At 67.4% G+C, this 26283-nt stretch carries 24 protein-coding genes; 15 read left to right on the forward strand and 9 right to left on the reverse strand.

Annotated elements, in window-relative coordinates:
- Nucleotides 1–47: 47 nt before the first annotated feature.
- Nucleotides 48–596: a pyridoxamine 5'-phosphate oxidase family protein gene (locus G8760_RS24440; RefSeq protein ID WP_207782682.1), complete on the reverse strand. Its 549-nt coding sequence runs from the start codon at nt 594–596 to the stop codon at nt 48–50.
- A 121-nt stretch (nt 597–717) separates the two neighbouring features.
- Entirely contained in the window at nt 718–1917 is a 1200-nt protein-coding gene (locus G8760_RS24445; protein ID WP_166355466.1) for a multicopper oxidase family protein, read from the reverse strand.
- 325 nt (nt 1918–2242) lie between these two features.
- Between G8760_RS24445 and G8760_RS24450 the strand changes: the two genes are divergently transcribed.
- Nucleotides 2243–3034 carry a thioesterase family protein gene (locus G8760_RS24450; RefSeq protein ID WP_166355467.1) on the forward strand — a complete coding sequence of 264 codons (792 nt, stop codon included), beginning with the start codon at nt 2243–2245 and terminating at the stop codon, nt 3032–3034.
- Between the two features lie 63 nt (nt 3035–3097).
- Here G8760_RS24450 and G8760_RS24455 read toward each other — a convergent pair whose 3' ends face one another.
- Both G8760_RS24455 and G8760_RS24460 read right to left on the reverse strand, forming a co-directional pair.
- Nucleotides 3098–4915, reverse strand: a complete 1818-nt coding sequence (locus tag G8760_RS24455) for an AMP-binding protein (RefSeq protein ID WP_166355468.1) — start codon at nt 4913–4915, stop codon at nt 3098–3100.
- Nucleotides 4908–5651, reverse strand: coding sequence for an IclR family transcriptional regulator (locus G8760_RS24460; RefSeq protein WP_166355469.1), 744 nt, complete (start codon nt 5649–5651; stop codon nt 4908–4910). The genes G8760_RS24455 and G8760_RS24460 overlap by 8 nt, the downstream gene beginning before the upstream one ends.
- A 163-nt stretch (nt 5652–5814) precedes the next feature.
- Here G8760_RS24460 and G8760_RS24465 point away from each other — a divergent pair, with 163 nt between their 5' ends.
- The 8 genes from G8760_RS24465 to G8760_RS24500 all read left to right on the forward strand — a co-directional run bounded on the left by G8760_RS24465 (nt 5815) and on the right by G8760_RS24500 (nt 15144).
- Nucleotides 5815–6651: an ABC transporter ATP-binding protein gene (locus G8760_RS24465; RefSeq protein WP_166355470.1), complete on the forward strand. Its 837-nt coding sequence runs from the start codon at nt 5815–5817 to the stop codon at nt 6649–6651.
- Nucleotides 6648–8639 carry an AMP-binding protein gene (locus G8760_RS24470; RefSeq protein ID WP_166355471.1) on the forward strand — a complete coding sequence of 664 codons (1992 nt, stop codon included), beginning with the start codon at nt 6648–6650 and terminating at the stop codon, nt 8637–8639. Before G8760_RS24465 ends, G8760_RS24470 begins: the two co-directional genes overlap by 4 nt.
- Nucleotides 8639–9511 carry a branched-chain amino acid ABC transporter permease gene (locus G8760_RS24475; RefSeq protein ID WP_166355472.1) on the forward strand — a complete coding sequence of 291 codons (873 nt, stop codon included), beginning with the start codon at nt 8639–8641 and terminating at the stop codon, nt 9509–9511. Before G8760_RS24470 ends, G8760_RS24475 begins: the two co-directional genes overlap by 1 nt.
- Entirely contained in the window at nt 9511–10563 is a 1053-nt protein-coding gene (locus G8760_RS24480) for a branched-chain amino acid ABC transporter permease (RefSeq protein ID WP_166355473.1), read from the forward strand. The genes G8760_RS24475 and G8760_RS24480 overlap by 1 nt, the downstream gene beginning before the upstream one ends.
- A gap of 49 nt (nt 10564–10612) precedes the next feature.
- A complete protein-coding gene (locus G8760_RS24485; RefSeq protein WP_207782683.1) occupies nt 10613–11803 on the forward strand; it encodes an ABC transporter substrate-binding protein in 1191 nt (396 codons plus the stop codon).
- Nucleotides 11804–11805: 2 nt separating this feature from the next.
- Nucleotides 11806–12651, forward strand: coding sequence for an ABC transporter ATP-binding protein (locus G8760_RS24490; protein ID WP_166355474.1), 846 nt, complete (start codon nt 11806–11808; stop codon nt 12649–12651).
- A 14-nt stretch (nt 12652–12665) separates the two neighbouring features.
- Nucleotides 12666–13859, forward strand: coding sequence for a phenylacetate--CoA ligase family protein (locus G8760_RS24495; protein WP_166355475.1), 1194 nt, complete (start codon nt 12666–12668; stop codon nt 13857–13859).
- A 199-nt stretch (nt 13860–14058) separates the two neighbouring features.
- Nucleotides 14059–15144: an AIR synthase-related protein gene (locus tag G8760_RS24500; protein ID WP_166355476.1), complete on the forward strand. Its 1086-nt coding sequence runs from the start codon at nt 14059–14061 to the stop codon at nt 15142–15144.
- A 55-nt stretch (nt 15145–15199) separates the two neighbouring features.
- Here the strand turns inward: G8760_RS24500 and G8760_RS24505 are convergent, their stop codons facing one another.
- On the reverse strand, nt 15200–15994 hold the full coding sequence (locus G8760_RS24505; RefSeq protein ID WP_166355477.1) for a sigma 54 modulation/S30EA ribosomal C-terminal domain-containing protein: 795 nt from the start codon (nt 15992–15994) through the stop codon (nt 15200–15202).
- A gap of 204 nt (nt 15995–16198) precedes the next feature.
- Here G8760_RS24505 and G8760_RS24510 point away from each other — a divergent pair, with 204 nt between their 5' ends.
- Genes G8760_RS24510 through G8760_RS24520 form a run of 3 tightly spaced genes read left to right on the forward strand, consistent with a single transcriptional unit; the run spans nt 16199 to nt 18059 of the window.
- Nucleotides 16199–16828 (forward strand): hypothetical protein, encoded by a 630-nt coding sequence (locus G8760_RS24510; protein WP_166355478.1) that lies wholly within the window; start codon nt 16199–16201, stop codon nt 16826–16828.
- A 41-nt stretch (nt 16829–16869) separates the two neighbouring features.
- Nucleotides 16870–17445: a hypothetical protein gene (locus G8760_RS24515; protein WP_166355479.1), complete on the forward strand. Its 576-nt coding sequence runs from the start codon at nt 16870–16872 to the stop codon at nt 17443–17445.
- The gene (locus G8760_RS24520; protein WP_166355480.1) at nt 17442–18059 is read left to right on the forward strand and encodes a hypothetical protein; all 618 of its coding nucleotides are present in this window, start codon (nt 17442–17444) and stop codon (nt 18057–18059) included. The genes G8760_RS24515 and G8760_RS24520 overlap by 4 nt, the downstream gene beginning before the upstream one ends.
- On the opposite strand, the gene G8760_RS24525 is transcribed toward G8760_RS24520, so the two are convergent.
- Nucleotides 18016–19368 carry a hypothetical protein gene (locus tag G8760_RS24525; RefSeq protein WP_166355481.1) on the reverse strand — a complete coding sequence of 451 codons (1353 nt, stop codon included), beginning with the start codon at nt 19366–19368 and terminating at the stop codon, nt 18016–18018. The genes G8760_RS24520 and G8760_RS24525 overlap by 44 nt on opposite strands.
- Nucleotides 19369–19633: 265 nt before the next feature.
- Here G8760_RS24525 and G8760_RS24530 point away from each other — a divergent pair, with 265 nt between their 5' ends.
- Nucleotides 19634–20623 (forward strand): alpha/beta hydrolase, encoded by a 990-nt coding sequence (locus G8760_RS24530; RefSeq protein ID WP_166355482.1) that lies wholly within the window; start codon nt 19634–19636, stop codon nt 20621–20623.
- A gap of 7 nt (nt 20624–20630) precedes the next feature.
- Here G8760_RS24530 and G8760_RS24535 read toward each other — a convergent pair whose 3' ends face one another.
- Entirely contained in the window at nt 20631–20927 is a 297-nt protein-coding gene (locus tag G8760_RS24535) for a DUF3039 domain-containing protein (RefSeq protein WP_166355483.1), read from the reverse strand.
- 522 nt (nt 20928–21449) lie between these two features.
- On the opposite strand from G8760_RS24535, the gene ligD reads away from it, so the two are divergent.
- The gene (ligD, locus tag G8760_RS24540) at nt 21450–22652 is read left to right on the forward strand and encodes a non-homologous end-joining DNA ligase (RefSeq protein WP_166355526.1); all 1203 of its coding nucleotides are present in this window, start codon (nt 21450–21452) and stop codon (nt 22650–22652) included.
- A 118-nt stretch (nt 22653–22770) separates the two neighbouring features.
- Here the strand turns inward: ligD and G8760_RS24545 are convergent, their stop codons facing one another.
- Nucleotides 22771–23541: an SGNH/GDSL hydrolase family protein gene (locus tag G8760_RS24545; RefSeq protein WP_166355484.1), complete on the reverse strand. Its 771-nt coding sequence runs from the start codon at nt 23539–23541 to the stop codon at nt 22771–22773.
- A gap of 75 nt (nt 23542–23616) precedes the next feature.
- Nucleotides 23617–24384 carry an endonuclease/exonuclease/phosphatase family protein gene (locus G8760_RS24550; RefSeq protein WP_166355527.1) on the reverse strand — a complete coding sequence of 256 codons (768 nt, stop codon included), beginning with the start codon at nt 24382–24384 and terminating at the stop codon, nt 23617–23619.
- 205 nt (nt 24385–24589) lie between these two features.
- Between G8760_RS24550 and G8760_RS24555 the strand changes: the two genes are divergently transcribed.
- Complete coding sequence (locus G8760_RS24555; RefSeq protein WP_166355485.1) at nt 24590–26251, forward strand: alkaline phosphatase D family protein; 1662 nt, start codon at nt 24590–24592, stop codon at nt 26249–26251.
- Nucleotides 26252–26283 lie beyond the last annotated feature (32 nt).

Genomic DNA, 26283 nt, shown 5'->3' on the forward strand with positions numbered 1-26283 from the left:
CGCGGACATGAGCGGCGCGTCTGTCGATGCCGCCGCGAGCGAGTAGGTCAGGCGGGCGGGGAGAAGCGCCAGCGCGTCGGGATCGATGACTCGTCGGTCGGGAATCCGTAGGTTGTCGCCGGTTGGATCCGATAGACGAGGTACGGTGGCGGGCCCGCGGTGGGAGCGCCGTCGGCCCACAGTTGTCCGGCACGCACGTCAGGTCGCCAACCATATCGAGCGTCGTACGCCTCGACGACCCGGTGAAGATGCGCTTCGGCGGACACGATCTCGGCGGCGCCTTCGATGACCACGTCGAATGATGTGCCGCTGGTGGTGATCGAACAGCGGGGATCGGCTGCGAGGTTTCTGGCTTTGCGGGATTGTTCGCTCGCGCTGAAATGTGGGACACCATCGACGATGACACTTAGCACGGGACGCACCTGGGCCCGGCCAGTCGGGGTTGTGGTGGCCAGCCAATACCCCCCTCCGCTGGTGAACGACGAGAGGGCCTGTTCCCACGAGGCAGGTTCAGGAGGCGAGGCTGCACCGTTGGGCGGCCACGCCGCCGAGGGCGGCATGATCTCCGAGTGTTCGGGTGCGGGGATATGAGGCATGGTGGACGGCTCCGTCTGCTTGCAATGTGCAACTGGGCAGACTGTAGGGGCAACTGCTCCTGTTTTGCAAGCAGTGCTGGTCAGCCCGTCACCACCGTGCCGGGCCGCCGCGATGAGCCGGTCAGGAGATGCCGGCGCGAAGATAAACCCGGAGGGTGACCTGCCCTTTCGGAGGCAGCCGATAGGTGTCCCACCACACGTGCGGAGAGGCCTGCCAGGACGGATCGCCGGCCGGGACACCCTGCACGTCCATCACGTGGAACCAGTACCCGCCGGCGTGCACCGGATGCTGCACGGTGTCGTCATTGACCAGTGTCCACTCTTCCACGGTGCCGGTTGTGCCGCGGCGGGCCAGCCGATCGAGGTCGGTGACGTTGCCATCGACGACGGCTCGGGGACCGGCGCCGCGTGGGTCCGCGCCGACGTGCGCCGTGCGCCGTACGGCTACCGAGCCGGTCGGCTCGACCGGATCCGCACCGAGGGTGCGGGGCAGGCGGTTGAAGATCGGGCGGCCGGCGACGGCCATGGTGGCCAGTAGGGCTGTGGGCCGAACTCCACCCGGGTCTCCCTGGTGGTATCGCTCGGCGTACACCCGATAGCGGCCGGGTTTGGTGGCGCGCACCAAGACCTCGGCGCGGTTGCCAGGGTGGAGCATCACCGCGTGCGTGGCTCGGGGCTGCGTGAACGGAACCCCGTCCTGGCCGATCTGGTACATCGAGTGGCCTTCTACATGTAGCCAGATGGCCCGCTCGGGTTCGGTGTTGACGATCCGCCAGCGCTGGATCTCGCCCGGTTGGATGTCGATGTCGGGCAGGATCTGGCCGTTCACCGCAGTGGTGAGGGTGGCCGGCAAGGTGGGGCGGGGTGTCATGGGAGGTTCGCCGGTGGCCGGCGGTGGTGGCGGCGGGGGTGTCACCTGGCCGGGTAGAGAACCGGCCGGCGCCAGCACCATGGTGCGCTCGCGGGCATGAGTAATGCCGTCTAGGTCATCGATGTCGCCCTCGACGATGACCAGCCCCGGTAGCCGCGCCGGCGACGATGCCACCTGCGGGTGATGCCAGTGGAGCCCGGCGGGATAGTCGGTTGGTATGTCGACAGTGGTCCAGCTGGTCTCACCCGTCGAGCGGTGTTGCGCGGGTGTGCGCAACCGGATCCGGTCACCCCCGCGTACCCGAAAGATCTCGGCGGGTACGGACGGAAGTGCGGACGTGGGCGCGCCCGCGTTCCCAGAATCGGAGTCCAGCGGAATGTCGGTGGATGTGTACTCCAGGACTCCGCCCATGCTGCGGACGACCGGAAGGTCTCGCAGCGGCTCGCCCACGGTAGTTGACCGAACCAGTGGAGTGTCCGACGTTTCAGGTGCCATTCCGCGCTGGGCAGGCACAGCCGTGCCGGCGCCCCCGGCTCGGCTGCGGCGCGTCGATGAGCCGGTCCGCCTGGTGGTGATGGCCATCGCCATGATGATCTTCCCCTCGCGTTCGCGTCCCGTCGGACACTAACAGCCGAGCGGAATTCGTGAAGGGAAATTCAAGGATGTCGGCTTCTTGTGTGTCGAACGGTTTATCCGGTTGTCAACGGTTGTGTGGTTCATGTGCTATTGGCGCCGGCTTGTGGAGTGGGCCGTGCGGGAAGGAGAATGGCCACCGATGACCGAAACAAGCTATTACCGGCCGCTCGGACAGGATCGCTTCCTACCTACCGTGGCCACTACCAGTCCGTGGGACGCCGGAAGTCAGCACGGGGGTCCGGTAGCCGCCCTCCTGGCCCGCGCCATCGAGCAGTGTGAACCCGACCCTGACATGGCCGTCACCCGGCTGGCGGTGGACTTCCTCGGTGCGGCGCCACAACGTGAGCTGAGGGTGTCCGCACGGGTGGTCCGTCCCGGCCGTCGGGTCGAGATGCTCGAGGCCGAGCTACGTATCGACGGCGAGCGGACCATCGCATTGGCTCGCGGATGGCGGATGAGGATGCGTCCCGGCGCTACGGCGGCCGGCATCGATCGGGACCTGCCGGAGATCCCGGCCGCTCAACCCACCCGCTACTTTCCTGGGCTCGATGACACCTGGGGATACGGCCGTTCGATCGAGTGGCGCTTCGTCCAGGGCAGCTTCGAGGCCACCGGACCGGCGAAGGTCTGGACCCGGGTGCTGTTGCCGCTGGTCGACGGGGAAGAGTCGACGGGTTTGCAACGGGTGTGTGTGGTGGCCGACTCGGCCAACGGGTTGTCGGCCGAGCTGGACTACGGCCAATGGCTCTTCGTGCCCACGTCGCTGTCGCTGACGATCCACCGGGTGATGGAAGGGGAGTGGATGCTGCTCGACGCGGAAAGCCGGATCGACCAGGCGGGCGCGGGCCTGACCCACGCGGAGCTCGCGGACACGGCCGGCCCGATCGGGTTGGTGACGCAGGCGCTGTTCGTCGACCGCCGCGTGCCGTGACGTCTGATCCTGCTCGCGCGGGATCCTGGCGCGGGACTCCGGAATGGGGCTCGTAGCGACGGATCACCCGCGGGTGGCTACCGAAGCCGCCAAGATCTGCTTCCACGTGAGGTGCACCGGCTCCTCGCCGGCGCGGGCCAACAGGAACGCCAGCGCCCGCCGGAGGTCGGCCTGGTTCAGATGGTCGCCGATGTGATCGACGAAGGCCAGACCACGCGGCCTGGCCAGGCCGCCGAGCAGTTCCCGGACGGTGTCGAGGAGTTCGCCCGCGGCGGCCGCGTCTGCCTGGACGCCCTCGGTGAGTTGGACCGCCGCGGCCAGCGAGCGGCCAAGCCGAGGGTCGGCCCGCTCGAAGACCTCGGCTGCGACGACGAACGGGTGCTCGAGCAGCACCTGCCGGACCTCGCTCAGCGACACCAGCTGGCCGGACACGCTGACGACCTCATCGATCCGGCCGAGAAACTCCAGTGTGCCTCTGTCGGTGCGGCGAGCGATGTCGTAGGTGGAGTAAGCCCCCGCGCGGTGCCAGTGATCCGTGCGCATGGCCTCGTCGACTCCGCTGCCCTCCATGCCGCGCAGCATTCCGGCCCATGGCCGGTTCATGACCAGCTCACCGCTATGCCCGTCGGGCAGCTCGGCGCCGGTGTTGTCGACGATGGCATAGCCGGGGTCCGGAGCGCCGCGTGCGTCAACCGGGGGGTCGACACTGACGATCCCACCGAGCTGAACCTGTCCCCACCCGTCGCCGACGGTGATCCGGCCACCGCCGACGTCGTCGGCTAGCCACCGGACCAGCTCCGGGTCGATCGGTTCGGCCATCATGACCACCCGGCGCAGGGTGGCGACGACCTCCGGCGCTGGGGGCCGTTGTGACCAGCCACGTAGCAGCCTGACGACGGTTGGCGTGGTGAGCAGCGTGGACACGTGATAGCGGCGAACGATCTCCCACGTTCGGTGTCGGGTGGGAACGTCGAGCATTCCCTCGAACATCACCGCGGTGGTGCCGGCGAGCAGTGGGCCAAGGATGCCATGGGCCTGGGTGCCCAGCCAGGAGACGTCACCCGCGCACCAGAAGACCTCGCCGTCGCAGACCGAGTGCCGATGCACCGCCAGCGACGATGCCGCCAGATTGGCCGCACCGTGCAGGATGGACACCGGCCGCCCGCGGCGGTTGGCGAGATGGGTGGCGAGCAACGGATGTTCGGGATCGAGCGCGGCCGGGGTGGTGTCACGTTCGGGACCGCTGGGCCGCGGCCCGGCTACGAGATCGTCGAGCCAGCGGTCTCCCTCGTACCACTCGGTGGTAAGACCGGTGCGGCGGACGACGACCGTGTGCTCCACTCCGCCAACGGCGCTGAGCGCCTCGTCGGCACGTGCCTTCAACGGCAGGATGGTGCCGTGCCGCCAGGCTCCATCCTGGGTGAATAGCACCCGCGGCTGGAAGTCGGCTAGCCGCACGGCCAGCGCTTCGGCCGGCAGCGGGGTGGGGAGGATGGCCACCATGGCGCCGATGCGGGCGCAGGCGAGCAGAGCCACGACCGCCTCGGGGAGCCAAGCCAGGTGGAGCGCGACCCGGCCGCCGGACTCGACGCCCAACGCGCGCAACGCACCTGCCAGCGCCGTCACGTCGTCATGTAGCTGCTGATAGGTGAGGACTCGCTGGTCACCAGGTTCGCCCTCCCAGAGGATGGCGGGCTGGTCGGCTCGACCGCCGAGATGCCGGTCGACGCAATTAACCGACAGGTTGAATCGGCCGCCGTCGAACCACCGGCCATAGCGCCCTTGTGGGGTGTACAGCGTGGTCCACGGCTGGCTCCAGGCGAGTTGGTCGGCGATGGCGGCCCACGGCTCGAGGTCGGCCGGCACCTGACGCTCAGCCATGGCTGAGCGTCCTTCCGGCAGCCCGCGCCGCGCGGGCGAGGTGCCCGGCGATCGTGGCGATGAGTTCGTCCGAGGCGGCCGGGGGCAGGGTGGCGGCGAGGGCGGCGATGGCCCGGCCGGAGCCGTCGAGTACCGGGACGGCGACCTCGCTCGGCTCGTCCGGCTCGCCGCCGGTGGTGGCGAGATGTGGTGCCTCGCGCCACTCCTGGAGGCGCTTTTCCGCACGTTGACGTTGGTCGAGGGGGAGCGTGTCGAGCGCCTGCCGCCAGGCCTCCGGGTCGGCCCGGGCGGCCAGCACTCGGCCGGCCGCGGTCTCGACAGCGGGATGCACCCGGTGAGTGTCGCGGTAGAGACCACCATCGGAGCCGTCGACCCGGTCGACATAGACGACATGTCCGCGCACGAGCACGGCGACGTGCACCGTATGTCCGATGGTGTCGCGAAGTGGGAGGAGATACGGAGAGAGCGCACCCAGACTGGGGAGCCGGCCGAGGTAGCGCTGGGCGAGCCGGGCCACCTCGGGGCCGAGGCCGTACCGCGACGACGTGGGATCTTGCTCCACGAGGTCGGCCAGCACTAGTGAGCGCAGTAGCCGGTGCACCGTCGGTACGGTCAGCCCGGAGCGTTCGGCGAGATCGGTGAGCTGCTGGTAAGCCGGGCCTTCGGAGAGAAGGTTCAGCAGCAGTACGGCGTTGCGAACGGTTCCGAGCGTTCCCCGCGCCGCTGGCTCGCTCACGCGCGCCCCTCCGTCCCCGTCGATGACGTCATGTTGACATCTTGTTCCGATTCACGCATCCACGGACACTCTACACGGAGCGAAACTCTGGAAAAAGGTATTGCCTTCCACATAATGAAAACGTATGGTCGGTCACATCCCGCGAACGGAAGGTGAGGCTGCCATGATCACCCGCGCGTACCGACATTCGCTCAACGGCAGCCACCTCGCGCCCGGGCAGCCGTTGATGGAGGTCAGCGACGTGAGCCTGCGTTTTGGGGGCATCACCGCGCTGGCCGGCGTGGGGTTCACCGTCACGCAGGGGCATATCCACGCCGTGATCGGACCCAACGGCGCGGGGAAATCCAGCCTGCTCAATTGCATCAGCGGCCTGTACCGCCCACAGGAGGGTCAGGTCACCCTGTACACCAAGAATGGGCCGGCGGAGCTGGTCGGCATGCGCCCGCACCGCATCGCCCGGCTCGGGGTGGCCCGGTCGTTCCAGAACATCGAGCTGTTCCGGCACCTCACCGTGTTGGAGAACCTGATGCTCGGCCGGCATGTCCATATGCGGCACCGGTTGCTCGCGTCGCTGGCGTGGTTCGGGCCCGCCCGCCGGGAGGAGATCGCACACCGGGTGCTGGTCGAGGAGGTCATCGACCTGCTCCAGATCCAGTCGGTGCGGCATCAACCAGTCGGCTCGCTCGCCTATGGGTTCCAGAAACGGGTGGAGCTGGGCCGGGCCCTGTGTATGCAGCCGGCGCTGCTCCTGCTCGACGAACCCATGGCGGGCATGAACACCGAAGAGAAAGAAGATATGGCCCGGTTCGTGCTCGATGTCCACGAGCTGGCCGGGGTCACCGTCGTGCTGATCGAGCACGACATGAACGTGGTCATGGACATCTCCGACCGAGTCAGTGTGCTCGACTTCGGGGAGTTGATCGCCGACGGTACGCCGGCGGAGGTCAGCGCCAATCCAGACGTGGTCAGGGCTTACCTCGGAGAGGAGCTGAGCGCATGATGCGCGCGGTCTCCGAGCCTGAGGCCGACCACCCCGCCGGTGTGGCTCGGGCCGACGAAACCTTCCCCAGGTTGCTGCTCCGGCTCGCGGCCCACCGGCCAGACGACGTCGCCTTGCAGGAGAAGTTGTACGGCATCTGGCAGCCGATCACCTGGCGTGAATACGCCGATCGGGTGGCGGATTTCGCGCACGGCCTGGCGGAGCTGGGCGTCCAGCAGGGCGACGTCGTCGCTGTTATCGGTGACAACCGACCGGAGTGGCTCATCGCCGAACTCGCCGCCCAGTCGCTAGGGGCCGCCGTCGTGGGCGTCTACCCCACCAGCATCGGCGATGAGGTCGTCCACATTCTCCACGTCGCACAGGTGCGGGTTGTCGTCGCCGAAGACCAAGAACAGGTCGACAAGATCATCCGGATGAAGGACCGCCTGCCGGACGTGGAGACCGTCATCTACTACGACCCCCACGGTCTGGAGCACTACAGCGAGCCTTACCTGCGAGAATTCGTGGCGGTCGAATCGGCCGGCCGGGCCCGGGCAGCGGAGCGTCCGGGGTGGCTGGAGGACACCCTGGCCGCTACCTCAACCGACGATGTCGCCGTCATCTGCACTACGTCCGGCACTACCGCGCTCCCCAAACTCGCTGAGCTCAGCCACGCCAATCTGCTGAGTATGGCCGCGAGCCTGTCCGAGGTCGACCCATTGGACCGTCGCGACCGCTACGTCAGCTTCCTGCCGCTGGCTTGGATCGGCGAGCAGATGCTCGCGGTTGCGTGTGGCCTGATGCACGGACTGACCCTGAGCTTCCCGGAAGACTCCGCCACCCAACGTTCCGACCTCCGCGAGATCGGGCCCGACGTCATGTTCAGCCCACCGCGGATCTGGGAGTCCATGGTGTCCGATGTGCAGGTCCGCATCGGTGAGGCCGGCCGACTCAAGCGGTCGGTGTTCGGATGGGGGTATGGAGTCGGTGACGACGTCGCGGAACTCCGGGTGAGCGGCCGGCGGCCTGGCTGGATGCTTCGTCTCAAACGTGCGGTGGCCGAGCTGGTCGCGCTCCGGCCGGTCCGTGACCAGCTGGGGCTGACCCGCATCAAACGGGCCTACACCGGCGGCGCACCGCTGGGGCCGGACGTCTTCCGGTTCTTCCACGCTATCGGCGTCAACCTCAAGCAGATCTACGGCCAGACCGAGATCTGCGGGATCGCCGTCGTCCACCACGACGAAGACGTCCGCTTCCACACCGTGGGGGTGCCCATTCCGGGAACCGAACTACGCATCGCCGACGACGGCGAGATCCTGCTGCGGTCACCGGCGGTGTTCGGTGGGTACCACCGCAACCCGGAGTCGACGGCCGCGACGATCGACGCCGACGGGTGGCTGCACACCGGCGACGCCGGCTACCTCGACGACGGCCATCTGGTGGTCATCGACCGGGCCAAGGATGTCCGTCGGACACCGGACGGCCAACTGTTCTCGTCGGCATTCGTCGAGAACAAACTCAAGTTCAGCCCGTACGTCGACGAGGCCGTGGTGTTCGGTGGCGACACCGACGTCACCGCCATGATCATCATCGATCCCGCCACCACCGGAGCGTGGGCTGAACACCAACACCTCTCCTACACCACGTACACCGACCTCGCGGGCAAACCAGAGGTCTATGACGTCGTCGGTGCCGATGTCCTACGAGCCAACGCCGACCTGCCGGCGGCCATCCAAGTGCGGCGCTTCCTCATCCTGCATAAACAGTTGGACCCGGACGACGACGAGATCACCCGGACCCGCAAGGTTCGCCGCAGCGTCATCGCCGAGCGGTACGCCGATCTGATCGAAGCGTTGGCCCGTGGCGACCACGAGGTCAGTATCAGCAGCATCGTCACGTATCAGGATGGCACCCGAGTGGAGCGCAAGATCGAGCTGCGGATCCTCGACGTGGCCGGCATCGACCCTCCGGCCGCCGATCGCCGCCGGCCGCGATGGGGTGACCGCTGATGAGCGACTTCCTGCAGCTGACCCTGTTCGGGTTGTCCAATGGCGCCATTCTGGCCCTGGCCGCGTTGGGCTTCGTCCTGATCTACAAGGCCACCGGCGTCATCAACTTCGCCCAGGGACACTTCCTCCTGATCGGCGCCTACGTCTTCTACGCCGCCATGATCGTGTTCGGTTTCCACTGGTCGCTGAGTGTGCTCATAGGTGTCGCCGTGGCCATCGTCCTCGGTGTGTTGGTCGAACGGTTCGTGCTGCGGCCGATGATCGGCGAGGAGGCCATCGCCGTCATCATGGTCACCATCGGGCTGTCGTCGATGTTCGCCGGTAGCGTCCAGTTCCTGTTCGGCACCGCTCCCCGCGAGACGCCACGATTCCTACCGTCCGGCGCCATGGAACTCGCCGGTGCCACGGTCCCATGGAGCCGGATCTGGGCCATCGGCATCGCCGCTGTTGTCCTCACCGCGTTCACGTTGTTCTTCACCCGCTCCCGGCACGGGATCGCGATGCGTGCCGTCGCCGACGACCAACAGGCAGCGCTCGCCATCGGCATCAGCGTGCGGAGGGTGTTCGCGCTGGCGTGGGCGCTGGCCGCGGCTACCGCCGTGGTCGGCGGGATTCTGTTGGCCAATCTCACCGGGGTGTCGCCCGCGTTGGCCGGATTCGGCCTGGTCGTCTTCCCCGTCGTGATTCTCGGCGGGCTCGACTCCGTACCCGGCACCATCGCCGGAGGCATCATCATCGGCCTGCTCGTCCAGTACACCGCTGGCTACATCGGTGGTGGCTTCGAGCAGGTCATTCCGTTCGTCGTGCTCATCGGCATCTTGATGGTCCGTCCGTACGGGCTGTTCGGCCAGGTCCGGATTGAGAGGGTGTAATGCCTGCCAGCGCCACCGGAGTCCACCATCGCAGCTACGCCAGCGAGCTGACCCTGCGGCACACCCGGGCCGAGCGGTTCCGGCTGCTGCTCATCCTGGCCGCCGTCGTGATGGTGCCGTTTATTGTCACGCCGTACTGGTTGACCATCGCCAACCAGATCGGCATCGCCGTCATCGGTGCGGTCGGCCTGAACATTCTCGTCGGCTACACCGGTCAGATCAGCCTCGGCCAAGGGGGATTCCTCGCTGTCGGCGCCTACACGTCGGCACTCCTGCACATCCGGGCCGACCTTCCCGTCCCGGTATGTATCGCGCTGGCGGTGATCACGACGGCGGCCATCGGGGCGTTGTTCGGCGTGCCGGCGCTACGTCTCAAAGGGTTGTACCTCGCCATCGCCACCCTCGCCTCCCAGGAGATCATCCTGTTCGCGGTGCGCACCTGGGACTGGCTCACCGGTGGTGTCGATGCCATTTCGCTGCCCAGGCTGGAGGTCGGTGGATTCATTTTCCGGCAGGATTTCGACTGGTACTGGGTGATCATGGCGTTCGCCGTGTTGGCGGTCATCACCGGTCGAAATCTGTTCCGCACCGGCCTCGGCCGGTCCTTCATGGCCGTGCGCGACCAAGACATCGCCGCCTCCGCCATGGGTGTCGACGTTACTCGGACCAAGGTGCTCGCGTTCGCGATCTCCTCGGCGTACGCCGGACTCGCCGGCGCCTTGATGGCGCATTACACCGGGATCGTCACGTGGGAGCGGTTCACGCTGGACGTTTCGGTGCTCTACCTGGCGATCATCATCGTTGGTGGCCTCGGATCCATCGCCGGGAGCGTCTACGGTGCCATCTTCATGATCACCTTGCCGGCGCTCATCACCCGGTTCGGCCAAGACTTCCAGTCCATCTGGCCCCAGGCCGCCGAGAAGGTGCCGGCGGTGCAGGTGATCGTGTTCGGGTTGGTCATCGTCCTGTTCCTGATCTTCGAACCCAGGGGACTCAACCGCATATGGCAACGCATGAAGGACTACATCAGATTCTGGCCCTACCGGTATTAGGGCGACCTGTTCAAAGCTTCGACTGGAAACCGCGAAAGGTAGGTGTGCTGTGAAGACACACAGCCGAACCCTGATGGCGACCACCGTCGTCGGGCTGGCCATGGTGGTCGCCGCCTGTGGTGGCCGAGATAGTGGGGGCGGAGCCGACGACGGCCCGATCGCCATCGGCGCCATCTCCGACCTGTCCGGCGCCACCTCTGACGTCGGAACCCCCTATAGCGAGGGCATCCGCGGCTACGTGGACTGGCTCAACGCCGAAGGCGGAATCGACGGCCGGGAGATCGACCTCAAGGTGAACGACTACGCCTACGACGTCTCCCGGGCCGAGCAGTTGTACTCCCAGTACTTGAACGAGGGCGTCGTCGCCATCCAGGGATGGGGCACCGCCGACACCGAAGCACTCCGCCAGAAGATCGCACAAGACGAGCTGCCCTTCATGTCCGCCTCGTATGCCGAGACACTCGTCGAACCGGAGGAGACCCCGTACAACTTCGTCGTCGCCGCCACCTACTCCGACCAGATGCGAGTGGCGCTGAAATGGATCACCGAAGACGCCGGTGGCGCCGCCGAGGTGGCGGTGTTCCACCATGACAGCCCGTTCGGTCAATCTCCGGTCGATGACGGCCGGCAGTACGTCGACGACGAAGGGTTAGACCTCGGTTACCAGTCCTATGCCATGCCTACTGGCGCCACCGACTATGTCGCCCAGCTGGGTCGGGCCAGGTCACAGGGGGCCGAGTACGTCGTCATCCAGAACGTGTCCAGCCCGGCGGCGGTGGTCGCCAACAACATCGCCGAACAGAACCTCGACATGAAGATCGTGTGTCTGAACTGGTGTGCCGACGAGTTGTTCATCACCCTGGCGGGTGCGGCCGCCGAAGGACACATCATGGTGCAGCCGTTCGCTCCACCAACCGTCGAGTCGAGCGGACAGGAAGCGCCGGCGGCATTCCTCGAGGAGAGCGGTTCCAGCCTCGACGCGAAGGGCCTGCATTACACGCAGGGCTGGTACACCATGCACGTCATGGCCGAGGGCATCCGGCATCTCGTCGAGAACGGCGACGAGGTCACCGGCGCCAACCTGAAGGACGCGCTGGAGTCGATGGGCCCGGTCGACACCGGCGGCGTCACCCCTCCGGTCGAGTTCAGCCCCGATAGCCACAAGGGTTCCGACACAACCGGCATCTATGAGGTCGCCGACGGCCAGTTAGCCGTCGTCGAGCTGGACGTCCGGCCGTGACCATGACCACCCCAGACCAGCAGCGGGCGGCCGGTGACTCCACCCCCCTGCCCGGCCGCTCGCTGTTGTCCATCAACAACATCGAGGTGATCTACAACGAGGTCATCCTGGTGCTGCGTGGCCTGTCGCTCGTTGTACCCGAACGCTCGATCGTGGCGTTGCTCGGGTCCAACGGTGCGGGTAAGTCGACCACGCTCAAAGCCGTGTGTGGGCTGCTGCCGACCGAACACGGCGAGATCACCGACGGCTCGATCACCTTCGACGACCACGACATCACCCACCTCGACGCCGCCGAACGGGTTCGCCGAGGTATCTCGCTGTGTATGGAGGGCCGGCACGTCTTCGAGCACCTCACGGTGCACGAGAACCTCGTTGCCGGCGGGTACATTCGTGGCCGCACCGAACGCACCGACCTCGACACCGTGTACGAGTTCTTGCCGCGTCTGGCCGACATGCGCAACCGCATCGCCGGGTTCCTGTCCGGGGGAGAGCAGCAGATGCTTGCGATCGGCCGGGCATTGATGGCCAAACCCGCGCTGCTCATGCTCGACGAGCCGTCGCTCGGGTTGGCCCCCAAGCTGGTCCAGGAGATCTTCGGATACATCGCCCGGCTCAACGCCGAGTTGGGTACCACGGTGCTCGTGGTCGAACAGAACGCCACACGTGCTCTGGAGATAGCCCACCACGGCTATGTCATGGAGCAGGGCCGGTTGGTGCTCGACGGTCCGGCCGCGGAGCTACGCGATAACCCGGACGTCAAAGAGTTCTACCTGGGTCTCGGTGAAGGCGGCGTACGCAAGAGCTACCGCGACGTCAAGCACTACAAGCGCCGGAAACGGTGGCTGTGAACGAAGGGAAATCCATGCCGGTCACGGACGAACAGGTCGCCGCGGTGGTCCGCGACGCCGCGGAACGGGTGCCGGCGTTCGCCGGCCGACTCCGAGCCGCTGGACTGGCCGCCGCGGACGTCCGCGGCGTCGACGATCTCACGGCCTTGCCGGTGCTCACCAAGGACGACGTCCTGGAGCTGCAACGCCAAGACCCACCGTTCGGTGGGTTGTTGGCCACCGACGCCGCTCCAGTACGCCTGTTCCAGTCGCCCGGACCGATCTACGAACCCCAGTTGCCCGGACCCGATCCATGGCGGTGGCGGGACGCGCTTACCGCGTGTGGCATGGACAGCTCTGATGTCCTGCTCAACTGCTTCAGTTACCACCTCTCGCCCGCGGGTGCGATGTTCGAGTCCGCGGCACGCTCGCTCGGCTGTGCCGTCGTGCCTGGTGGTGTCGGCAATCTCGACCTCCAGGCGCAAGCCATCGGCGACCTCGGGATCACCGCGTTCACGGGGCTGCCGAGTTATCTGAACTCGTTGATCGACCGGTACCACGCGGCCGGCCTCGACCCGGCCCGCTGGAGATTGACCAAGGCACTCACCACGGCCGAACCGCTCCCGGACGACCTCCGGGCGCAACTGGAGCGGCAGGTTCCCGTGGTGCGGATGGCGTATGGGACGGCCGAGACCGGCCTGCTGGGCTACGAGGTGGAGGCCGGGGCCGGTCTGATGGTTCCCTCCGGTGTGCTGGTCCAAGTATGCGATCTCGACACGGGGGAGCCGATCGAACGGGGAGAGGGGCAGGTGGTGGTGACGCTGCTCCGGGCCGATTATCCGTTGGTGCGCTTCGGCACCGGCGACCTCTCGGCGTGGACCACCGGGCCTGACGGGCAACGACGGCTGGTGGGTGTGCTCGGCCGGGTCGGCGCGGCGGTCAAGGTGCGGGGTATGTTCCTCCACCCACGTCAGGTGACCGCGGCGATGCGCGACTTGCCAGGTGTGTCCCGCTACCGGTTCGTCATCGACCGCATCGATCACCGGGACGAGTTGCGCTGCGAGGTGGTGGCCCACGCCGAGACGGCGGTCGAGCAGGTCAGCGCGGCGGTACGCGACCGGGTCAAGGCCGGGCTGCGGCTCACCGCCGAGGTAGACGTCGTCGGGCACATCGACGGCGACGACGTCCTGGTGGACCGGCGGCAATGGCACGGGACCGGATCCGGCTGATCAGGCGTCCCCACCCCCGGTGATCGTTGCCGCATTCGTGCCGCCACTCCTGGGTGATCGAACCCCAAATCAGGTCGCCATAGCGACTCGAATACGACAACGATCACCGGTGGGTTGCGACTCGAATACGACAACGATCACCGGTGGGTTGCGACTCGAATGCGACAACGATCACTGGGGTTGGGGCCATAGTGGAGGTATGAGCCGCACGTCGACACCCGACCAATCCGTGCCAGATGTTGTGCTCGACCACACCGAGGATGGCGCGGGACGTGTACTGTCAGCCGGCAAGCTGCCGGCCGATGTGTTGTCCCGGTTGCTCGCGGACCTCGGCCCAGCGCCGGCCGACGTGCTGATCGGACCAGCCGTCGGTGAGGATGCTTGCGCCGTGGAGGTGCCGGCCGGCGTCATTGTCGGCTCCACCGATCCCATCACCTTGACCAGTGCTGACGTCGGCCGCTATGCGGTGATGGTGAACGCCAACGACGTCGCGGTCGGCGGGGCCCGGCCCCGCTGGTTCCTCGCCACCGTCCTTATGCCGGTCGGCAGCACGCAGGGGCAGGTGGAAGAGGTGTTCGGGACGATACGAGAGGCTCTGGCCGAGGTCGGCGCCGCACTCGTCGGCGGGCACACCGAGGTGACCGCGGCGGTGAATCAGCCCGTCGTGGTCGGCCAGATGCTCGGCCTGGCCCCGCCTGGTGCAGCGGTGGCGACGTCTGGCGCGGCGGTGGGTGACGTCGTCGTGCAAGCCGGCCTGGCTCCGGTGGAAGGAGCCGCCGTTCTGGCAGCCGAAGCGGTCGACCGGTTGGCGACGTTGCCGGTCGACATACGTGAGGCGGCGCGGGCCGCCGTCCGGGCGCCGGGTATCAGCGTCGTCGACGCCGCCCTCCTCAGCCGGGATCTCGGCGCCACCGCATTACACGATCCAACCGAGGGTGGACTTGCCTCGGGCCTGCATGAACTGGCAGCCGCGGCGGGGGCGCGGATCCGCGTCGACCGGGATCAGGTGTTGTGGTTCCCGCCCGGGCTTGAGGTCTGCCGGCTGCTCGGCGCTGATCCCTGGGCGACGCTCGCCTCGGGTGCGTTGCTCGCCACCTTCCCGCCGGAGCGGACGGACGTCGCGTTGCGGCGGCTATCGCGGGCAGGTGTGCCGGCGGCGGCTATCGGTGTCGTCGAGGCGGGCGACGGCGTTTATGGCACCGACGCCGACGCCCTCCCGTGGCCAGAGCGGGATGAGACCGTCCGGTTGCAAGACCCTGGTGTCCCGGGTGCGGGCGACGGCTGACTGATGGGAGGTACACGGGCCCGGTGAGCGCTGCATTGTCGAACGAAGCCGTTGATCACTCTCCCGGCGGTGTGATGAGTCCGTAGTGACCGTCGAAACGGCGGTACAGCACCTGGCCGCGATCATTCGGCGGCTCCACGAAGAACACGAACGGCAGCCCGGTGGTGTCCAACTGGGCCTGGGCCTCAGCCACCGTGAGCATTCGCGCCGGATGGCGGCTGACCGTGAGGGGGACGGTCGTGGACGGAACCCGATGAACCTCGGGGTAGATCTGGGCCAACCGATAACCGGTCCGGGCATGCCGGTAGACGATGCTGTCGCGTTCGGTCTCGGCATCGATAAAGAGGAAGACGTTGTGGTCGAGGATGTCCATGGTGAATGCCGCGTCGGCCGGCATGCGGCAGCTGGGCTGGATGACCTTACGACGCACGATTCGGCGACCGGTGGCCGGCACGGCACGGTAGCTCGGTTGGAAGGTGGGTTCGTGAACGCTGTGCCGGGTGGGGAGCGGGGCCTCCGCCGCCGGGCCTGGATCGGTGGCCAGCGCGGCGACCCTCTCGATGCGTCGGCGCAGCCGGGCCGTCAGCAGTTCCACGGTCTCGTGGAGGGTGCTGCCGGCGACCTGGACTCGCACCGGCTGGCCGGCCACGTCGAGGGTGATCTGGCCAATGATCGGGCGCGACACCACACATTCGCTGACGAGACTCAGCCGCACCCGGCACTGGGATACCGGCGCTGCCGCGGCGTGGAGGGCATCGGAGATCTTGGCCGCCAGGCCGGTGTCGAACGTGGCGGGTGTGAGCCGGCCAGTGGTCACCTCGACGTTGATGGTGGCTAGGCGGGTGTTCATGGTCGCCTTCCGGATCTCTCTGTGGCACCGCTTGGGTGTGGTGTCTTCAGCGTCGGCCGGGGCCGCGGCCGTACGTCAGGGGCGAACGTCCTTGGTTGAGTGGTATTCGCCGGGAAACCCGATCACGCTCGTCCGGCGTCGTGGCCTGGTTGGTCGAGGGCGCGACACGCTAACACTGGACAAACGCGGATAAACTCCAGATTCGTGACGGCTAGTAGCGGCGCCCGGCGGGTCGTCCGGACGTTGAGAGAGATTCCCTTCCTGGTGTGGGGACCCCTGCTGCTCGCGGTTGTCCTTGCCGCAGGTGTGGCGGCGGGTGAACTCGTCCCGCGGGTCGGCCCCGGCCGAATCGCCGAGTTGGAGGCCGGCGTCGAGGTCGACACTGGTCCGTTCCTCCTCACCGTCGAGCGTGCCCGGGTGCTCGACGAACTGCCAGGTGTGGCGGAGGGCGACGACACCGCCCGGGCGTTGGCGCTGGTGGTGACGGTGTCCCTCACCAGCGACCGGACCCTGAGTGGGGCGATGCTAGCCGACAGCGTGGCGCTACGCGGCATCGACGACGACGGCCCGGTGCCGGCCCCGAACGTCGTCGTGCTGGCTGACGGCTCTCACTTGGATGCGCTGCAACCGGGCCTCGAGTACGAGGTGGCCATGGTGTGGGAGCAGTCGGCGGAGCATCCGGAGCCGGTCGAGCTGGACGTCGAGGTGACCGGCCGAACTCTGCGCGACAGCGCCATCGACGGTGCCGCGCAATGGCTCGACCGCACGCCGGTGGCGGCGGGGACGGTGCCGGTGACACCGATGGACTCCCAAGCCGGAGCGGACAACAGATGAGGCACCGCCGCCGAGCGGGCTGGCGTCCGATCATGGGAACGGTGAGTGTGGGGGCGCTCCTGGTGGTGGCGTTGGCCCTCGGGCAGGCCGTCGAACGGTTCCTGCCCAGCCGAGACGATACGCTACGCCCCTTCGAGCGAGCGGGAGTGGTAGGCGAGCCGTTGAGTCTTCGATACGGCACTATCGAAGTCGGGCAACCGGACGGGTCCACCGTGCTCCACGCTCCCGGAGGTGTGTATTCGACCACCGGTGTCTACGTCGTCGTACCGATCACCTTCACCGCCAAGGGTGAACCCCAACCCCTGGCCTATGTGGCGATCCGGGACGCCGAGGGGCGTGTCTACCGGGCCGGCTCCAGGCGTAACCCGTGGTCGATGCTGGGGGCGGCACAGCCCGGGATCCCGCGGCAGGCTCAGATCGCGGTGGAGTTACCCGTCGACGCGGTCGCCGGAGCTCAGGTGGTCTTGGCCCCGCGGCCCAACGATATGGACCACCGCCGCGACGATGTCGCCGTCGTCGACCTGGGGCTGACGGCCACCGACGCACAGGAGTGGGCAACGGACGACGACGGCGTCACCCTGGAGCCCGCCTACGACGGGGAGCGGCCGCCGTCGTGAACGAGGTGGGCTGGTGGCGGCGCAATCGGTGGGGGTTGATCGGGCTACCGGTGGTCCTCCTCGCGGCCCTCGCTGCCAGCTCCTACCACGTGGAGGATTGGTGGTGGCTAGCTCGTCCGCGGGTAGCGGTCCCGGCCACCGAGGGTGAGTGGGTTCACTTCACCGATATCCGGTACGACCGGAGCGGCGACGTGCCGATCGAGCTGAGTGCACGGTTGGCCGGCCTGGAGGAGGCGGTGGAACCGTTCGGTGGCGTCGACGACGAACTGAATCTCCCGACCGGGACGAAAGGTGTGGCCGTTGTGCTCGAGTTCCAGGTCGCTGCGGACATGCCGCTCACCGCATGCCGACTCAGCGTCGTCGGGGCGGACGGCACGGAGTACGCCTACCAATACGCACCACCGTCGATCAGGCAGGCGCCGTCGCCCTGCGTGCCGCCGGACCGGCGCGGCCCCGAGCTCGACCTGTTCGAGGGGCTCGAATTCGCCGACGGCGACCCGCGTCCGGAAGAGTGGGCCGTGCGACCCGTGGTGGTGATTCCCGACGACGTGGAGATCGTCGAGGTCCGCCTTACCTGGGGACCCCCACGTCACCTGGTGTTTCAGGTGCGGTAGAGCCGGGGCCGGCGGGCGGAGTGCTGTGCAGCAGGACGCGATTGATGGCGGCCCCCAGCAGGCAGACCACCACCGTCGTACCGATGGCGTGCGACACCATCGACATGTGTGGTGAGAAGGCCAGGAGTGTGCCCAGCGGCATCGGGCCGAGCAGTTCGCGCCAAGCGAGGTTCAGGACGTCCTCCAACCGCTGAGCCGCCAGAAACGCGACCGTGAAGAGCAGCATCGGAGCCAGCCCCGCCTGGGCGAGCCGCCGCAACCCCGTACCGATCTCGCTGAATCGGTCGGTGAGCCCCGATGTTGCTCGACGTCCGGTGGCTCGCACCAGTGCCGGCATCCGGGTGGCGCGGCGAGCGCCGGCCGCTCGATGCCCAGCTACATGCCGGGGCGGTTCATGGAGATGGCGGCCGTAGACCACCGCGCCGACGGTGAGCCACGCCACCGGTATGACGATGACGGTGTCGGCCGAGCTCAGGAGGCCGAACAGCCGACCCGTGACGCCGCTGACCACATCGCCGAGCGGCCCGGCCAGCGCCACCAGAGACTGCCACGCGTCGACGAGTGTGGTGCTCATCGGGTGGTCCCGGATCCACATGATGGCCGCGTCCTGGTGGACGCTGAGGGTGCGCGCCAAAGTGATCAGCCACAGGGCTTCGAGATAGCCCGCCAGCCATACGAGCCCAGGGATCCGCCGCCGGTGGCTGAGCAGGTCGAGTCCGAACCGTGCCACCAGAGCGCCTGCGACGACGACGAGTGCCACCCAACCGGTGGCGAGCGTGGTGCGGTTGACGTCGATCGTGTCCATGCCGAGTAACACGTCGACATCGAAGAACTCATCCGCTACCGCCGTGTTGACGAATCGGAAGATGTCTTCGCGGAGATATCCGTACGACGCGTAGATGGCCAGAAACGGCACCAGTACGGTTCCGATCACCGGAGCTACCCCGGTCGGATGGTGGCCGGATTCGGTGAGGGCTCGGCTGCGTACCACCGAAGGCAGCGAATGACGCAGCGCATACAGCGCGCCGATCAGGGCGGATACCGCCGCCATCGGCGCCAACGTCAGGGTCAGCACCCCGAGGGTGCCATTGACATCGCTCACCACCACTGCGGCCCACAGGGCGGTGTATCGTGCGGCCTCGCCGGCGAGCAAGATCGTCAGCACTACTGGCCAGTGCCGGGCGAGGAGGCGGGCGGCGTGGCTGAACACCGCGAACAGGTCGGCCGTGGCCGCGCCCGCACGGGTAACCCAGTCGGGGCGGCTGCGTGGGCGGGCTGCGCCGCCGTTCTGTGCCTGGCCTCCCCTCACGGCGGCAGCTTAGCTTGAATCCGTCGAGCCGCCGAGATGTCACGAGAGGTCTCCGGTGCCACCCGGGCTCGGCGGCTATCGCAGCGCCGCCCTTTAGACGGTTGACGGGTGCGTGGAGCTCCCTTATATTTCAGGTCACGAAATCGATTTCTACACGATCGGCGAGAGGCCAGGCGCGGTTGCCGCGCCCGGACAAAACGCTGGTCAGGGGTCCTTGCAACGGTCGTTCCGCGCACACGCGGGAACAGATGGAACGGAGATTGTCATGGAACCCAATTCTCAGCCTCGCCCTGCCCTGACCCGCCGGCGGTTCATGATCGGAGCCGCCGGTGTGGCAGCTGGCACGATGGCAACCCTGGCAGCCACGCCAGGGGTCGCTCTGGCCGCCGGCGACGGCCACGGGCTGCGCATCGTCGACCGCAACGAGAACCCTGGCCGGTTGCAGTACTACCGCTTCGCCACGGACGCCATCGGGTGGGATCCCGCGGTGAACGTCCTACTACCCGACGGGTACCACACCAGCGGCAAACGGTATCCGGTCCTGTATCTGCTGCACGGAGGCAACGCCGACTTCCGGGCCTTTCACCTCCACGACAACATCGTCAACTTGACCGCCGGCCGCGAGATCATCGTGGTGATGCCAGACGCCTCGACCGGTTGGTATTCCAACCCGGTGAGCAGCAACGTCGGCCCACGCGATTGGGAGACGTTCCACATCGCTCAACTGTTGCCGTGGATCGAGTCCAACTTCCGCACCTTCCCGGAGTATGACGGCCGCGCCGTCGCCGGGTTCTCGATGGGCGGCTTCGGCGCACTGAAGTACGCGGCCAAGTACTACGGCCACTTCTGTTCGGTGAGTTCGCACTCGGGGCCGGCCAGCCTGCGTCGCGATGGCGGGCTCGTCGTCCACTGGGCCAACGCGACGTCGGCGGCACTGGACCTGGGTGGAGGCACCGTCTACGGCGCCCCCTGGGACGAAGCGCGGGTCAGTGCCGACAACCCCGTCGAGCGTATTCCCAGCTACCACCACAAGCGGGTGTTCCTTGCCGCCGGCACGTCGCCCGATCCGGTGAACTGGTTCGACTACGTCAACGAGACCCAAGTGCTGGCCGGTCAACGTGAGTTCCGCGCTGCACTCGCCCAGGCCGGCATCCCGCACGAGGGGCACGAGCTTTCCGGCGGACATTTCTTCCGGCACGAGATGTTCATCCACGACCTCAACGGGATGCTCGGGCGCCTCCGCCGCGCCGGCTGACTGCGGACTACGCTGGCAGCTCGCTGAATCGAGCCTGGCAGTCAGGGCAGGGTTGGCGGGCCGCGTGGTCTTGGGTGGGGACGAAGAAGACTCCGCAGAGTGCACGGACAGCACGTCCTTCGATTGTGCGGCCGGCCAGGTGTAGGCGGTGAGTGTAGTGGCTCTGTTGGCCGGGCTCTGACTCGGCCAGTTCTTGGTCGGCTGTCAGGGCCTCCAACTCTGTGATCCGCTTGGTCCACGCGCCGGGGTCAGCGATGTTGGTGAAGGTGTTCTTGTAGCGATCCCAGCCCTGTTCAGGGGACACAAGGAGATCAGTGCACGGGTCGTGAGCTGCCAGACGAGCTGGCTGCCGGCAAACTTGCCGACCGGGACAACCTCAAGTTCGATCTCGTCGGCGTTGTACCCGGACTCTCGTACCGGCGTGACTTCGACGGTGAGCGTGGCGCATGGTCCTTGACCTGGCACAGGGTGCTCGGCCTCGAAGCGGGTGGAGCCGCCCGCGTGGATGGCGCGTAGCGACGCAAGGATCTGCTCCTGGATGTCGAGTTCCCATGCGGTGACCAGCCGAGCCGATGTTTCCTGTTTGAGTAGAAGTATCAGGCGATCGGTCGTGCAGCGATGTTCACATGTTGTCGGAGGCTATTAGTCCGGGGACCAAGCATGTTTATGAGAGCTGCTTGGGTGCCATGCATACAGGCCCTAGAGAGCCGAACGATCTCCGACGCGGGCACAGCCGCCTCACGCGGCCGAGTTGCTCCTGTTGCGACGCCGGAGAACATTGCCTCGATGGGCGAGGAACTATGGTGGGGCCATGGTGGCGTCGCAGGTGATCGAGGTTGCTGGGCGTGAGGTGACCATCACCAACCCGGACAAGCTCGTGTTCCCGCTACTGGGTTTCACCAAGATGGACCTCGTCGAGTACTACCTTTCGGTGGCCGACGGTGCGCTGCGGGGTGTTGTCGGCCGGCCGATGATCCTCAAGCGCTTCGTGAAAGGGATCGACGAGGAAGCGTTCTTCCAGAAGCGTGCGCCGACCAAACGGCCTGAATGGGTCGAGACGGCGACCCTGCGGTACCGGTCGGGCACGACGGCCGACGAGGTGGTGGTTCGGGATGCGGCCGCACTGGCGTGGGTGGTGAACCTCGGCTGTATCGATCTCAATCCGCATCCCGTGCAGGCAGACGACCTCGATCATCCGGACGAGCTGCGGATCGACCTGGACCCCGTGCCCGGCGTCGACTGGCCACAGATCGTCGACGTCGCCGTCGTCGCGAAAGAGGTACTGGAAGACTACGGACTGACCGCATGGCCTAAGACGTCGGGCTCCCGCGGGTTCCACGTCTACGCGCGTATCGAACCGCGCTGGCCGTTCCGGCAGGTACGGCTCGCCGCCGAGACGGTGGCGCGAGAGGTAGAGAACCGCGCCCCGGAGATCGCTACCAGCAAATGGTGGAAAGAGGAGCGGCACGGCGTTTTCGTCGACTTCAATCAGAACGCCAAGGACCGCACCGTTGCCGCGGCCTACTCGGTGCGGCCAACACCTGACGCGCGGGTCTCGACGCCGCTGGCCTGGGAGGATGTCATTGGCTGCCGGCCCGAGGACTACACCCTGGCGGCAGTGCTGGAACGGTATGCCGACGTTGGTGACCCATGGCAAGGAATCGACGACGCCAGCGGCACCTTGGACGGCCTGCTCGACCTAGCCGCGCGGCTCGGACCAGCGGAGAAGCCGCCCAAGGGGGTTGGCCGGCGGCAACCCACCATGCCCCTGGTGGAGATCGCCAGGGCCAAAACGAAACGGGAAGCGCTCGACGGCTTGGACCGGTGGAAGGCCCGGCACCCGGACGTCGCCGCGCTGCTCGAACCGGCCGACGTGCTCGTTGATGGCATGCGCGGGCGCAGCTCGCTCTGGTATCGGATTCGGGTCAACCTCCAGCACGTTCCCGACGCTCAACGGCCCCGGCAGGAAGAGTTGGAGGTCGACTACGACCCATGGGCCAACACGCCCCTTGGCCGCGATAGCGGCTGACCCGATGGCCGGTCGGGCCGACAGCCCGTGCGAGTGCCCGTCAGTCCGGGGCCGAGCGTCGGTCAGTCCGGGGCCGAGTTCCCCATCTATCACGGGCACCGGCGCCCGTCATACGTTGTTACCGGCACACGTCGTCGGCCAGCGGCTCGACGGGCCGCCACTGTGCGTACTTGGCCACCCGGCCGTCGCCGGAGGACCGACGGGTGAGCCGGCGACGGATCCATGGCAGCACGTACTGGCCGTAGTAGGCGACGTTGTCGCGCAGGCCTGGCGGTGGGGCGCTTGCCTCCAGTGGTGACATCCACAGCTCCGGGCAGGATGCGCCGAGTGCGTTGAGCACGTGTCCAGCCACCCGCCGGTGTCCGGTGGCATTCAAGTGCAAGCGGTCGTGGTGCCAGTATTCAGGCCGAGTCAGCTCGGTATCGGCCCAGACGTTGACGAACGTCGCGCCGCGGCTGGTGGTGAGTTGTCCGGCGAGCGAGGTGAGTTGGTCGCCGAGCCGCTGCATCCGCCGGCCCATCGGCAGGTTCGGGGTGGGGTTGGCGGCGCTCAGGACAACTGGATGTACCCCGGAGGCGAGGCAGCGGGTGATGACGTGTGCGGTGAGCACGCCGATGCGGTCCAGGTCGGCCCGGGGCCGCAGGATGTCGTTGCCGCCACCGTTGAGTGTGAGCACGGTGGGTTTGAGCGCCAGCGCCGGTTCGAGCTGCTCGGCCACGATCGCCGTCATCAGGTTGCCGCGGATGGCCAGGTTGGCGTATTCGATGGGTGCGTCGCGGGCCGCGGCCAAACCACTGGCCACGAGGTCGGCCCAGCCGCGCAGCGTACCGTCGGCCTGCTCGTCGCCAACACCTTCGCTGAAGCTGTCGCCGATGGTTACCAACCGCATGCCGCCCATTATCGACGCTGGGACTCTGACGCCGCACGGCGGTGGGGGTCTCCACGGGCTCGACCCACGTCGCGCTCACATGTGGATGTCGACGGTGAGCGCGGCGTGATCACTGACCGGGAACCGGTGAGTGGCCACCGACCGCACCGCCGCGTGCTCGATCCCGCTGGTGAGGACGTGATCCCATTGCACGCGCGGGTGCCATGCCGGGTAGGTCGGCACCCGCGCCAGCTGGGACCAGCCGGTCACCAGGCGCGGCACCGTCCCGGGAAGGTTGAGATCGCCGAGAATGATCCGGGGCCCCGGCATGGTGGCCAGCCACCGGGTGATGGAACGTAGCTGCCGGATGTTCCAGCCGGGAACGAACGACAGATGGGTCGCGACGACGGTGAAAGGCCGGTCCGCCGTGTCAATGACAGCGGCGAGGGCGACCCGTGGGTGATCGCGGACGGGTACCAGTCCCCGCCGGCCAGGGACGTGCAGCGGCATCGGCACCGGAGCGGCCGGGAACCATCGCGCCGCCCAGGCGAGCACCGGCCGCCTGGAGACGAGGGCTACACCGTAGGCCGGCCCGTTCGGTTGGGACAGAGGATCGGCCGGCGCCCAACGTCCGGTCGGGTCTCCGGTGACCGCTGGTGCGAATCGCCACCATCTGGCGGCGGAGGCCGCGGCGGCGATGGCGGCCTGGTTGCTGACGCCGCTGCGTTCCTGCAGGTAGTCGACCTCTTGAAGGGCGAGAACGTCGGCATCGAGAAGGGCGACGGCGGATGCGACCGCACGCTCGCCGACCGCGCCGGTGGTGATCACGAGACCGTTCAAGAGGTTGTATGTGCCGAAGCGCAGCCGATCCACACTTTCGCAGGGTAGCCGGAACGGCCAGGGCTTCCCCGGGGAAGCCCCATACGGACCTGTTCCGGGTCGGTAGGGTGAGCTGGATCAGCATCATCGAGATGATCGACGTACCACCATGACACTTCAGCCGACCAGTCGGGCAGGCGGGCGACGCGCTCGGGAATGGCTGCGTCGGTCCGCGCGAGGGTGGACCGCGGTGGCGGTCCTCCTGGCCGGTGTAGCGGCCTGGGCCGGTGCGATTCCACGCTCACTGAGTAGCGACGGCATGATGGGCACCATCGAGCGGCCGGTGCAGATCGGCCTGCTGGCGATCGCGGTGGTGGGTTTGCTGGTGTCCTGGCGCTGGGTGCTCTGGGGTGGTGGGCTGCTGATCGTCGCCGGTGCCGGCTTGGCCGCGTTGTCGCTCACCTTGCATTCGCTCCCGGTCAGCGTGTTGATGCTCGTGGTGTTCGTTATGCCTGCGGCTGGTCTCTGGCTCGCGGCGCCATGTCGACGATCGAATCGACACATCGTGGCGACGGTGGGCGGCGGTGCTCTCGCGTTGATGGTCGGTGCGGGTGGGATCGGGATCACCTATCACCTGATGCACGGCCCCACACATCCAGCGTCGGAGGCCGCCGAGCTTCCGGTCGACCAGGTCGAGTGGATCTGGAGTGGTGCGGTCACCCCGACGTCGTTCCGCGTCACCACCCGTGTCGATGACCCCGCAGCCGAACGGGCGACGCTCGTCGTGCTGCCTGATCTCGATGGCGACACACCAGCGGGGGCGGCGCCCCCGGCACCGGTGGCTGTGGCCGGGCCCGACGCCGTGCCAGAGACGGGGGTGTTGAGCTGGACCGTCGACGGACTAGACGCGGACGCCGGATACCGCTACACGGTGATCGTCGACGACCACGCCGACACTGCGCGTGGCCAGGGCACGGTCCGGACCTTTCCCGACGGCCCGGCGTCGTTCACCGTCGCCGTCGGCGCGTGTGCACGCACCGGATCCAACGGTGCCGTCTTCGACGCCATCCGAGACGTCGACCCTCTCGTGTTCATCCACACCGGAGACTTCCACTACGGCAACATCGACTCCGACGACGTCGACATGTTCCGCGCCCGGTACACCGACACATTAACCACACCGGCGCAGAGCGCGCTCTACCGTTCGGCCCCGGTCGCCTACGTCTGGGACGACCACGACTACGGTGCCAACAACGCCGACGCCGCCGCGCCGAGCCGCCCAGCCGCACGAGCCGCCTACCGCGAGAACGTTCCCCACTACGAACTTCCGGACGACGGCGCGATCTACCACGCATTCACCATCGGCCGGGTGCGTTTCGTCCTGACTGACGTGCGCTCCGAACGGACCGCGGAAACCCTGCTGGGGGAGCGGCAAATGGAGTGGTTCGAGCACGAGATGCTGACTGCCGCCGACGAGCACGCCTTGGTGGTGTGGGTGAACGCGGTGCCGTGGATCGGTGCGGACGGTGCGTCGGCGGACAATTGGAGTGGATATCCCGACGAGCGGCGGCAGGTGGCCGAGGTTATCGAACAGGTGGGCGTCGACACGGTTGTCATGCTGGCCGGCGATGCACACATGGTGGCCATCGACGACGGCACCAACAGCGGATACGGGCCCACCGGTGTCGGGTTTCCCGTCCTGCACGCCGCCGCACTCGACCGGGGTGGTTCGGTGAAGGGTGGACCGTACAGCCATGGGGTAGCACCTGGCGGAGGGCAGTTCGGCACGATGACCATCGACGACGACGGTGCCGGCCCGATCACGATCGAGCTCACCGGCCTGGACTGGACCGGAACCGAGCTCATGTCATACACGTTCACCGTCCCAGCTCCGGACCAGACACCGCCCTGAGCCACCCGCTCCATGGGCGACATCGTCGTTGA

The sequence above is a fragment of the Phytoactinopolyspora limicola genome, from assembly GCF_011320225.1.
GTDB classification, from domain to species: domain Bacteria; phylum Actinomycetota; class Actinomycetes; order Jiangellales; family Jiangellaceae; genus Phytoactinopolyspora; species Phytoactinopolyspora limicola.

Excerpts from the sequence above, each read along its gene's own strand:
- G8760_RS24450 (WP_166355467.1), top strand. The coding sequence starts at position 2,243 with ATGACCGAAACAAGCTATTACCGGCCGCTCGGACAGGATCGCTTCCTA.
- G8760_RS24440 (WP_207782682.1), bottom strand. The coding sequence starts at position 596 with ATGCCTCATATCCCCGCACCCGAACACTCGGAGATCATGCCGCCCTCG.
- G8760_RS24530 (WP_166355482.1), top strand. The coding sequence starts at position 19,634 with ATGGAACCCAATTCTCAGCCTCGCCCTGCCCTGACCCGCCGGCGGTTC.
- G8760_RS24505 (WP_166355477.1), bottom strand. The coding sequence starts at position 15,994 with ATGAACACCCGCCTAGCCACCATCAACGTCGAGGTGACCACTGGCCGG.
- G8760_RS24495 (WP_166355475.1), top strand. The coding sequence starts at position 12,666 with ATGCCGGTCACGGACGAACAGGTCGCCGCGGTGGTCCGCGACGCCGCG.
- G8760_RS24465 (WP_166355470.1), top strand. The coding sequence starts at position 5,815 with ATGATCACCCGCGCGTACCGACATTCGCTCAACGGCAGCCACCTCGCG.
- G8760_RS24455 (WP_166355468.1), bottom strand. The coding sequence starts at position 4,915 with ATGGCTGAGCGTCAGGTGCCGGCCGACCTCGAGCCGTGGGCCGCCATC.
- G8760_RS24480 (WP_166355473.1), top strand. The coding sequence starts at position 9,511 with ATGCCTGCCAGCGCCACCGGAGTCCACCATCGCAGCTACGCCAGCGAG.
- G8760_RS24545 (WP_166355484.1), bottom strand. The coding sequence starts at position 23,541 with ATGCGGTTGGTAACCATCGGCGACAGCTTCAGCGAAGGTGTTGGCGAC.
- G8760_RS24475 (WP_166355472.1), top strand. The coding sequence starts at position 8,639 with ATGAGCGACTTCCTGCAGCTGACCCTGTTCGGGTTGTCCAATGGCGCC.
- G8760_RS24470 (WP_166355471.1), top strand. The coding sequence starts at position 6,648 with ATGATGCGCGCGGTCTCCGAGCCTGAGGCCGACCACCCCGCCGGTGTG.
- G8760_RS24500 (WP_166355476.1), top strand. The coding sequence starts at position 14,059 with ATGAGCCGCACGTCGACACCCGACCAATCCGTGCCAGATGTTGTGCTC.
- G8760_RS24490 (WP_166355474.1), top strand. The coding sequence starts at position 11,806 with ATGACCACCCCAGACCAGCAGCGGGCGGCCGGTGACTCCACCCCCCTG.